The 9,984-nt window shown below is 69.1% G+C and carries 10 protein-coding genes and 1 tRNA gene; 7 read left to right on the plus strand and 4 right to left on the minus strand.

Going from position 1 to position 9,984, the window contains the following annotated elements:
- On the minus strand, window positions 1-634 hold a 634-nt coding region (locus tag ACXJKR_RS15335; RefSeq protein ID WP_457323562.1), incomplete at its 3' end, for a glutathione S-transferase family protein.
- A gap of 66 nt (window positions 635-700) precedes the next feature.
- Between ACXJKR_RS15335 and ACXJKR_RS15340 the strand changes: the two genes are divergently transcribed.
- From ACXJKR_RS15340 to ACXJKR_RS15365, 6 genes are all read left to right on the plus strand, one after another.
- On the plus strand, window positions 701-1,519 hold the full coding sequence (locus tag ACXJKR_RS15340) for an AraC family transcriptional regulator (RefSeq protein WP_457323553.1): 819 nt from the start codon (window positions 701-703) through the stop codon (window positions 1,517-1,519).
- Window positions 1,520-1,526: 7 nt separating this feature from the next.
- Window positions 1,527-2,453 carry a hydroxymethylbilane synthase gene (hemC, locus tag ACXJKR_RS15345; protein ID WP_457323554.1) on the plus strand — a complete coding sequence of 309 codons (927 nt, stop codon included), beginning with the start codon at window positions 1,527-1,529 and terminating at the stop codon, window positions 2,451-2,453.
- The gene (locus tag ACXJKR_RS15350) at window positions 2,450-3,190 is read left to right on the plus strand and encodes a uroporphyrinogen-III synthase (protein ID WP_457323555.1); all 741 of its coding nucleotides are present in this window, start codon (window positions 2,450-2,452) and stop codon (window positions 3,188-3,190) included. Before hemC ends, ACXJKR_RS15350 begins: the two co-directional genes overlap by 4 nt.
- 16 nt (window positions 3,191-3,206) lie before the next feature.
- Window positions 3,207-4,352, plus strand: a complete 1,146-nt coding sequence (locus ACXJKR_RS15355; protein ID WP_457323556.1) for a uroporphyrinogen-III C-methyltransferase — start codon at window positions 3,207-3,209, stop codon at window positions 4,350-4,352.
- A gap of 13 nt (window positions 4,353-4,365) precedes the next feature.
- Window positions 4,366-5,613 (plus strand): heme biosynthesis HemY N-terminal domain-containing protein, encoded by a 1,248-nt coding sequence (locus ACXJKR_RS15360; protein ID WP_457323557.1) that lies wholly within the window; start codon window positions 4,366-4,368, stop codon window positions 5,611-5,613.
- A gap of 81 nt (window positions 5,614-5,694) precedes the next feature.
- A tRNA-Arg gene (locus tag ACXJKR_RS15365) sits at window positions 5,695-5,771 on the plus strand.
- A gap of 67 nt (window positions 5,772-5,838) precedes the next feature.
- Here the strand turns inward: ACXJKR_RS15365 and ACXJKR_RS15370 are convergent.
- Window positions 5,839-6,873: a CaiB/BaiF CoA transferase family protein gene (locus ACXJKR_RS15370; protein ID WP_457323558.1), complete on the minus strand. Its 1,035-nt coding sequence runs from the start codon at window positions 6,871-6,873 to the stop codon at window positions 5,839-5,841.
- Between the two features lie 14 nt (window positions 6,874-6,887).
- Between ACXJKR_RS15370 and greB the strand changes: the two genes are divergently transcribed.
- Window positions 6,888-7,457, plus strand: coding sequence for a transcription elongation factor GreB (gene greB, locus ACXJKR_RS15375; RefSeq protein WP_457323559.1), 570 nt, complete (start codon window positions 6,888-6,890; stop codon window positions 7,455-7,457).
- Here greB and ACXJKR_RS15380 read toward each other — a convergent pair whose 3' ends face one another.
- Both ACXJKR_RS15380 and ACXJKR_RS15385 read right to left on the minus strand, forming a co-directional pair.
- Window positions 7,458-8,936, minus strand: coding sequence for a tetratricopeptide repeat protein (locus tag ACXJKR_RS15380; RefSeq protein ID WP_457323560.1), 1,479 nt, complete (start codon window positions 8,934-8,936; stop codon window positions 7,458-7,460).
- Between the two features lie 163 nt (window positions 8,937-9,099).
- On the minus strand, window positions 9,100-9,984 hold an 885-nt coding region (locus tag ACXJKR_RS15385; RefSeq protein ID WP_457323561.1), incomplete at its 5' end, for a TonB-dependent receptor domain-containing protein.

The following is a 9,984-nucleotide window of genomic DNA, read 5'->3' on the forward strand; positions in this document are numbered from 1 at the left end:
GGGCAGCAATGCCATCAGCGTGAACGGCATCCAGCGCCAGGGAGCGCTGCGCGGCCGGGCGGGACCGCAGGCGCGCCGCGTAGGCCTCCACGGCCGGCGTCGCCGGCATCATCTTGAAGGCCAGCATGTCGGCGAGCGCATTGCCCCACAGGAAGTCGGCCACCGTCAGGCGCTCGCCCAGCCACCAGGTCCGGCCGTCCTCCAGTTGCTGTTGCACCAGGCGCACGACGCTGTCGAAGTCGCCATAGGGCGACCAGGAAGGCTGGCAGTCCTCGCGCTTGAGAGCCCGGTCCGTCATAGCCGGCTCGAAGCAGGAGCCATAGAACACCATCCAGCGCAGGAAGGCGCCGCGCAGCGGGTCGCCCACCGGTGGCACCAGGCCGCGCTCGGGATAGAGCTCGGCCAGGTAGAGGTAGACAGCGGCCTGCTCGGTGATGAGCGCGCCGTCGTGCAGCAGGGCCGGCACCTTGCCCATGGCATTGACGGCGAGATAGGCGGGTTCACGCTGCTGCTTCCTGGTCAGGTCGAGCACCTGCAGTTCGTGTTCGGCCTGCAGCTCCTCGACGAGGATGCGCACGCCGGCGGAGCGGCTGTTGGTGGCGTGGAAGAGGGTGACGAAGCGGCTCATGGCGATGTGGGATGGAGTGAAGGAGGCGCCGTTGTAGGCTGCGGCCCCTGCCGCCGTCTTGGAAAAACACGCATGACAGCCACCACCCGTTTGCGCGCCGTGACCAGCCGGGCCAAGGGCGTCGTCGACCCGGCCACCGCGCAGCGCAAATTCCGCCTCGCCCGCTACGAGCCCGCGCCCGACCTCGCGCCCTTCCTGGACTACCACTGGATCGTCGAATGGGATCTGCGCGGCCAGCCCGACTTCGTGCAGCGCACCTTGCCCTATCCGGTCGTCAACATCGTCTTCGATGCCGAACTGACCGCCGTCTTCGGTGTCGTCAGCGGTTCGTATGAGCACCGGCTCACGGGCGCCAACCGCGGCCTGGGCCTGCGCTTTCGGCCCGGCGGCTTTCGCGGCCTGCTCGGGCGCCCGCTGCACACCATCACCGACATCCACCTGCCGCTGTCGGCCGTGCTGCCCGTGGATGACGCCCAGGCCGAGCGAGCCGTGCTGAGCCAGCCCGACGACGCCGGCATGATTGCCGCCGCTGAAGGCCTGCTGCGCCCGCTGCTCGGCGAACCTGACCCCAAGGTCGACCGGCTCAACGCCATCCTGGCCCTGGCCCAGAGCGACCCTACGCTGACCCGCGTGGACGAACTGGCCGAGCACGCGGGTGTGGGCATGCGCGCCTTGCAGGCCTGGTTCAGCGACTATGTCGGCGTCAGCCCCAAATGGGTCATTCGCCGCTACCGCCTGCACGAGGCGGCCGACCAGCTTGCCAGCGGCGCCGAGCTGGACCTGGCCGAACTGGCCCAGCGCCTGGGCTATTACGACCAGGCCCATCTGACCCGCGACTTCAGCCGGCTGGTGGGCAAGCCACCCCAGGCCTATCGCAGCCCGCCTCGATAATCGCCAGATGACCACTTCCATCACCATCGCCACGCGCGAAAGCCGCCTGGCGCTGTGGCAGGCCGAGCATGTGCAGGCCCGCCTCGCCGAGGAACTCGGCATCACCGCCACATTGCTGGGCATGACGACGCGCGGCGACCAGATCCTCGACCGCACCCTGTCCAAGATCGGCGGCAAGGGCCTGTTCGTGAAGGAGCTGGAGACGGCCCTGGCCGAGGGACGCGCCCAACTGGCCGTGCATTCGCTGAAGGACGTGCCGATGGAGCTGCCCGAGGGCTTCGTCCTTGCGGCCGTGCTGGAGCGCGAGGACCCGCGCGATGCCTTTGTCTCCAATGACTACGCCTCGCTGGCCGAACTGCCCGAGGGCGCCGTCGTGGGCAGCTCCAGCCTGCGCCGCGTGACGCAGCTGCTGAGCCTGCGGCCCGACCTGCGCGTCGAGCCTCTGCGCGGCAATCTCGACACGCGGCTGCGCAAGCTCGACGAAGGCGGCTACCACGCCATCGTGCTGGCCGCAGCCGGCCTCAAGCGCCTGGGCCTGGCGAACCGCGTGCGCGGTTTCTTCGAGGTCGACCAGATGCTGCCTTGCGCAGGGCAGGGCGCCCTGGGCCTGGAGATTCGCGCCGACGACACCGCGCTCGCCGAGGCCTTGGCCAAGCTGATCCACCAGCCGACCCAGCTGGCCTGCGAGGCCGAGCGCGCCGTGTCGCGCGCCCTGGGCGGCAGTTGCAGCCTGCCGCTGGCGGCCCATGCCCATTGGCAGGGCGGCACGCTGTGCCTGGACGCCGCCCTGGGTCATGCCGAGGCCCACACCTCGCCGCTGCTGCGTACCAGCGTCGCTGGTGATGTGATGGCTGTCGATGCCGCCCGGGCCCTGGGCCAGCGGGCCGCGGCCCGCCTGCGCGAGCTGGGCGCAGGCTCCTACCTGCCTGGATGAAGACCCTCATCGTCACGCGCCCACGGCCGCAGTGCGCGGCCTGGCTGGCGCGCCTGGCCGAACTCGGCGTCGAGGCGGTGGCGCTGCCCCTCATCGAGATCCTGCCGGCCCGCGATCCGGCAGCGGTCGTCGCGGCCTGGGCCAGCCTGCCCGATATGGACCTGGCCGTCTTCGTCAGTCCCAATGCCGTCGAGCAGTTCTTCCGCCACGCCGACCGCCCGTGGCCAGGCCACACGCTGGCCGCCTGCGTCGGGCCGGGCAGCGCCCAGGCGTTGATCGAACGCGGCGTGCCCGCGGGCCAGATCGTCCAGCCCGCAGCGGACTCAGCCAGCCTGGACTCCGAACACCTCTGGCAACAACTGTCACCCCGTCGTGCCTGGGCCGGCGCCCGGGTGCTGCTGCTGCGCGGCGATGGCGGACGCGAATGGCTGGCCGAGCAACTGACGGCCGCTGGCGCGCGCGTCGAAACCGTGACGACCTATCACCGTGCCGGCCCCCGCTTCGAAATGGCCGAGCAGGCATTGCTGGACGCCATTCGCGCAGAGCCCACAGCCTTTGTATGGCTGTTCAGCAGTGCCGAGGCCGTCGGCCACCTGCAAGGCATGGACATGAACCAGCAGCGCGCCATCGCCACCCATGCCCGCATTGCCGAAGCTGCCCGGGCGGCCGGCTTCGATCCTGTGGTTTTGGCGCGACCGGCCCCTGAAGCGGTGACTCAGGCCCTGAAAGGCCTCTGACAGAATCCATCGCACTGTGAGTGAGCCTGCGCTGAATCCCCCTGCTGTCGCCGCGGCCGAGCCCGCCGCGCCGCCACCGTCCCCTTTCGCCCCCGCGCTGCCGGTCTGGCTGCCCTGGCTGCTGGCCCTGCTGGGCGCCGCCGTGCTGCTTTGCGTCGTGCTGGCCTGGCAGAGCCTGTCGCGCCAGCAGTCGCTGGAGCAGGAGCTGGTGCGCCGCCAGGAGGCCAGCCAGGCGCAGGCCACCGAGGCGCGGCTGGCTGCCAAGCAATCCGCTGAGCTGGTGCGCGACACGGCCGCCAAGGTCTCGCTGCTGGACGCCCGTCTGGCCGAGGTCGCCCTGCAGCGCGGCCAGTTGGAGGAGCTGATCCAGTCCATGTCCCGTTCGCGGGACGAGAACGTCGTCGGCGACATCGAGGCGGCCATCCGCGTGGCCCTTCAGCAGACCCAGATCACCGGCAGCGCCGAACCCCTGGTGGCCACGCTCAAGCAGGCCGACGAGCGCCTGCTGCGCTACAAGCAACCGCGCATGGAAGGCATACGCCGCGCCGTCGCGCGCGACCTGGACCGCGTCAAGGCGGTTGCCGTCGTCGACGTGTCCACGCTGACCATCAAGCTCGACGAAGTCGTGCGCATGGCCGATGAACTGCCGCTGGTCTCGGGCAACGAGGCCGCGCCCAAGCAGCGCGACGACCGCAACGGCGATGCCGCCAAGGAGCGCGAGCGTGCACTGAAGCTGCAACGCGAGCAGGCCGCCGCAGCGGCGGACGGCAAGGTCTCGTTGTGGTGGTGGCAGGCCACGCAGCAACTCTCCAGCTGGACCGGTGTGGTCTGGGGCGAAGCCCGCACGCTGCTGCGCGTGACTCGCATCGACCATCCCGAGGCGGCACTGGTCTCGCCCGATCAGAGCTTTTTCCTGCGCGAGAACCTGAAGCTGCGCCTGCTGAATGCCCGCCTGGCGCTGCTGAGCCGCCAGTTCGACACCGCCCAGTCCGACCTGCGTGACAGCCAGGAAATGCTGAACCGCTACTTCGACACCCGTTCGCGCAAGGTGGCCAGCGTGGCCGAGCTGCTGCGCCAGGTGTCAGGCCAGGCGCGCCAGGTCAGCGTGCCGCGGCCGGATGACACGCTGGCTGCGCTGACCGCCGCCGCGGCCGGTCGATGAAAGGACGCTGATCATGCGTCTCGTCATCTGGCTGGTCCTGCTCTTCGTCGTCGCCGTCGTCGCGGCACTGACCCTGGGCAGCAACGACGGTCTTGCCAGCTTCTACTGGGCCGGTTGGCGGGTCGACATCTCGCTCAATCTCTTCCTGCTGCTGCTGGTCGCCAGCTGCTTCGCCCTCGTCACGGCCATCCAGGCCATCGAGGCGCTGACGACCCTGCCCAAGCGCGCCCGCGAGTGGCGGCTGGCGCAGCGTGAACGCAGTGCCCAGCTCGCCCTGCGCGAGGCTCTGGTCGAGCTCTTCGGCGCCCGCTTCAGCCGCGCCCAGAAAGCGGCGCAGAAGGCCCTCAACATCCAGTCCGCCACGCCCGAACTGGCGGCCGACCAGTCCTTCATGGCCCTGGCCCACTTGCTCGCCGCGGCCAGTGCCCACCGCTTGCAGGACCGCCGCCACCGTGACGAACAGCTCGCGCGCGCCCTCGATCTGGCGCATCGCACCAGTGGCGCACGCGCGCAGGAAGACGGCGCTCGGCTGCTCGCCGCCGAATGGGCGCTGGACGACCGCGACGCCACGCGCGCACTGAGCGTGCTCGGCGAACTGGCCCCCGGTGTCGCGCGCCGCACCCAGGCCCTGCGCCTGCGGCTGCAGGCGTCGCGCCTGGCTCGCCAGCCGCTGGATGCGCTGCGCACCGCGCGCCTGCTCGCCAAGCATCAGGCCTTCTCCAAGGTGGCTGCCCAGGGACTGTTGCGGTCGCTGGCCTTCGAAGCGCTGGACGGCGCGCGTGATGTCGACCAGCTGCGCTCGATCTGGCAACAGCTCGATCCAGCCGATCGCCGTGATCCCCTCGTCGCCGCGCGTGCCGCGCAATGCGCCGGCCAACTCGGTGCGCCGGACGACGGTCGCGGCTGGCTGCGGCCATTCTTCGATGATCTGGCCGAATTGCAGTCTGACGACCGTGCGGCGCTTGCCAATGCTCTCGTGCCGGTGCTGGCTGGCTGCGGGCCTGACTGGCTGCAGCGCCTCGAGTCCGCGCAGTCGCGTTTCCCACGCGAGCGCGCTCTGGCCTATGCGCTGGGCCATGCTCTTGCGGAGCGCCAGCTCTGGGGCAAGGCGCGACTGATGCTTGAGACGGCAGCCGAGGACGTGACGATGCCCGGCCCGGCCCGCCGTCGCAGCTGGCTGGCACTGGCGGCGCTGGCCGAGCAGGAAGGCGACGAAAGTCGCCGCGCGCGCTGCTTCGAGGCCGCCGCGCGCCTGCCTTGATGGCGGCTGCCCCAACTATTTCTAAAAAAGCGCCAAAGTCTTGTCGGGCCCCTGAAAATCTGGCTATACTGTGAGGCTTCAGCGGCTGTAGCTCAGTTGGATAGAGTACTTGGCTACGAACCAAGGGGTCGTGGGTTCGAATCCTGCCAGCCGCACCAAAACAAGAAGAAATGGAAACACCTCAGAGGTTCAAGCCTCTGGGGTGTTTTTCTTTGTGGCGCCGAATCAGCGGCTGCGCGAAAAGCGTGGTGCAGCGGCTGGTTGCCAATGGCCGCTCTCGGTCTGCGTGAAGCTGCCGCGCGCCAGGGCATGCGGATGCAGCGGCGCTTCGGCCAGGGTCAGCACCGGCGCGAAGCAGACGTTGCTGCCCTCCAACTGGGCAGACCATTCATCACGCGTCTTCTCGCGCAGGCGCGAAGCCACGCGCTCGCGCAGCGCTGGCCACTGGCTGCGATCCTGTTGGGCGGCGAGATCGACATCATCCAGCCCCAGGCGCTGCAGCAACTCGGTATAGAACTGCGGCTCCAGCGCGCCGATCGACACGAAGCGTCCGTCGGCGCATTCGAAGCAGTCGTAGAAGGGCGAGCTGTGCAGGAAGAAGTTCTGTTCGGGCTTGTCGCTCCAGCGGCCTGCGGCGCGCAGCGAATGCAGCAGGCTGGACAGCAGGCCCACGCCATCCACCATGGCCGCATCCACCACTTGGCCCCGGCCGCTGCGCTGAGCCTCCCACAGCGCGGCCATCAAGCCGAAGGCCAGGAACATCGCGCCGCCGCCCATGTCGCCGATCAGTGTGGCCGGGATGCTTGGAGCGACGCCTGCACGCGTGGCCGCGGACAGTACGCCCGTCACAGCGACGTAGTTGATGTCATGGCCGGCGGCCTGKGCCAGCGGCCCTGTCTGGCCCCAGCCCGTGAGGCGGCCGTAGACGAGGCGCGGGTGGCTGGTCTGGAAGACCTCAGGCCCGAGGCCCAGGCGCTCCATGACGCCGGGACGAAAGCCTTCGATCAGCGCATCCGCGCCTTCGATCAACGCACGCGCCTCGGCCAGGCCGTCCGTCGTTTTCAAGTCCAGGCAGGTGCGTCGTTTGCCCCGATCCAGACCCGTGCCGGTATCCAGCACTCGGCCACCGGGGCGCTCGATGACCAGGACGTCGGCGCCATGGTCGGCCAGCAGCATGCCGGCCAGCGGGCAGGGGCCGATGCCGGCCATTTCGACGACGGTGAGTCCGGTCAGCGGCCCGGCAGGCGAGGGGGTATGCATCGGACAATGTTGTCATGAACAAGGCCTTCACCAAGGAATCCGACACGGCCGACGATGACGATGGCGACGGCCCCTCGCTGCCGGCGCTCCCAGCTGGCACGCGCAACTATCTGACGCCGGCTGGCTATGCGCGGCTGCGTGCCGAGTTCATGGAGCTGCTGGACGTGGAGCGGCCGCGCGTCGTGGAGGTCGTGTCCTGGGCGGCAAAGAACGGCGACCGCTCGGAGAACGGCGACTACCTCTATGGCAAGAAGCGGCTGCGCGAAATCGACCGCCGGCTGCGCTTCCTGACCAAGCGACTGGACATCGCCGAGGTCGCCGATCCGAGCGTCCATTACGGCAGCGAACAGATCTTCTTCGGCGCGACGGTGACCTATGCCAACGCCAAGGGCGAGGAGAAGACGATCACGATCAAGGGCATCGACGAGTCCGACAGCCTGGCCGGCGAGGTCAGCTGGATCTCGCCCATCGCGCGCACGCTGCTGAAGGCACGCGTTGGCGACGAACTCAATCTCGTGACGCCGGTGGGCGTCGAGAAGATCGAGGTCGTCGAGGTCGTCTATCCGGCGCCGGCAGGCGGCTGATCAGGATTTCTTCGCCGGCGGTTTCAGCATCGCGTCGGCGCGGGCCTTTTCGTCCGGACTCAACCGCGCGGCGATGCTGGGCAGGGCCACGGCGGCCTGCTCGTGGCCCATGGATTTGCTGAGGCTGCACCAGGCGTAGGCGGCAGCCATGTCCTTGTCGCCGCCCTGGCCCTGCGCCAGCATGACGGCGAGGTTGAACATCGCATCCGGCTGGCGGCGCTGGGCGGCGGCCTGGAAGAACTGGCGGGCTGTGGCGAAGTTCTGCGGCACGACCTCGCCGCGGTAGAAGAACGTGGCCAGCGCGTTTTGCGCATCGGCATGGCCTTTCAGCGCGGCGTCCTTGTAGAGCACGACGGCGCGCTCCGGCGCGGCGGCGGGCATGCCTTCGCCCAGGTCCAGCATGCGTGCGGCGGCGTAGGTGCCCTCCAGGTGGCCAGCCTTAGCGGCGGCGGCGAAGTAGGCACCGGCGCGCTGCAGGTCCAGCGGCACGCCGTCGGGCTGGCCGGGCAGTTGGTGGTGGTACAGCTGTCCCAACATGTACAGGGCGGTCACGTCACCTGCCTCGCCGGCGGCCTGCAGGTAGGCCAGCGCGGGCTTGGCGTCGGGCTTGGTGCCGATGCCGCTGAGGTGGGCCTGGGCCAGCAGCGTGCCGGCGGGCTCGAAGCCGTAGTCCAGCGCCTTGCTCCACCACTTGTAGGCCTGCACCGGGTCTCGCTTGGTGCCCTGGCCGGTGAGGTAGATGCGCGCCAGCAGCAGCGAAGCCTCGACGCGGGTGTTGATGTTGTCGGGCTTCTGGGGATCGAACTTCAGGCGGTCCGCGGCCGGGTTGTAGGACGCGTCGACCACTTCGTGCAGCCACTCGATGGCCTTGGGTGTGCTGCGCGGCGTGCCCAGGCCCATCAGGTGGATGCGGCCCAGCATCATGGCCGCTTCTTCATAGCCCAGCTTCTTCCAGCCCTCTTCAAACCTGGCGCGGGCCTCGGTGTAGTTGCCCGCTTCGTAAGCCTCGAAGGCCTGGGTGAGCGACTTGTCCTTGCGGGCGATCCAGTTGCGGCCGGCGGCGGCGCGGCGGTCGCCGGGACCGCACCCGGTGGAGGGCGCCATCAAGTCTGGCGCCGTGTCGACGGCGGGTTCCAGCGAGCTGCCAGCGCTGGCGGTCTTGGCATTGCCTTCGGGGCTGARGTCGCTGAAGCGCTCGGCCTCGTTGGACGGGCTGTCCGACAGCTTGAAGTCACGCATGTAGGCCAGCGTGACGGGGTCGTCGGCAGCCGAGTAGCTGCTCATGAAGGCGCAGGACCGCGCGTATTCGCGTGACAGCACCTTGCTCTTGGCGGCGTCGATCATGGACGGATCGACGCTCTTGTCGCGCTGGCCTGTCACCTTGACGGCGTCCAGCGTGTTGGGCGCCCCGGCAGGCGCACTGGCGACGGCCAACTGCGCCTGGCTGGCCGGGCAGGCCAGCGCGAGGCACAGCGCCACGCCGACGAGCCCCAGGTATTCGGGCCGAGCGCCGGGCCGCTCCCAAGCCGGCCCGCCATGGCGATGTGCTCGCGGCTCGATGCCGCGAGCATCGCCGTCCCCCCGGGGGACCGACCGGGCTTGCCCGCGTTCAGCGGGGCAAGACTGGGCGAGGGGTTTCATTTCAACGCGGGCTGCGCAGCGTCATGCCCACCATGTAGCGGCGGCCGTTGTAGCCATCGCCATAGATGCTGGGAATGCCGTCGGCATAGTCTTGATAGCCGCCCGTCGTGGTCTGCGTGCGCTCCCCGGTGAGGTTGCGGACGTCCGCGAACAGCTCCAGGCCGTTCTTGAACCGATAGGAGACCTTTGCGTCAATGAAGGCGGTGCGGCTGCCGAAGATGGGGGCACCCGGGTTGTAGCTCGTCGGTGCGCCGCGGAAGCTGGTGCCGATGGACGGGAAGTTGTTAACGCCCACGCTGGTTCCGGTGTTCGGCGTGAACACGAAATAGCGCGCGGCCACCACCTGCATCGCCACGCGGGCCTGGAAGCCGCCGTCGTCGTACCACAGCGAGGCATTCCACGAATACTTCGGCTCGTTGACGACCGGCAGGATTTCGCCGCTGATGAGGTCCAGCGTCGGCGCGCCCTGGGTCGAACGCACGCGGCTGTAATTGGCGTCCACGCCGGTGTAGCGCAGGATGGACGGCAGGAAGGTGAAGGCGGTCCTCACGCCAAGCTCCAGGCCGCGGCGGGTCGACGCCGGGGCGTTGTCCCACTGGGCGAACGAGAAGTCGATGTCCTTCAGCGGGGTGCTGGTGATCGGGTCGACCGCATTGCTGGTGGCGAACACCTTGTTGTTGTTGCGGAAGACGCCGATGGTGGGCGCTCCGATCAGGCCCTTCTGGCGGAAGACGCCGACCGACACGCTGGTGTCGCGATTGGCATACCACTCCAGCGACAGGTTCTGGTTGACGTTGGTCTGCGGCTTCAGCGCCGGGTTGCCGAGCGTGCCCGAGCAGCCCTGGTCGGGGGCACTGTCGTCCGGATCGGCTGATTCCTCCACGAT

This window comes from Roseateles sp. P5_E11 (assembly GCF_054049355.1).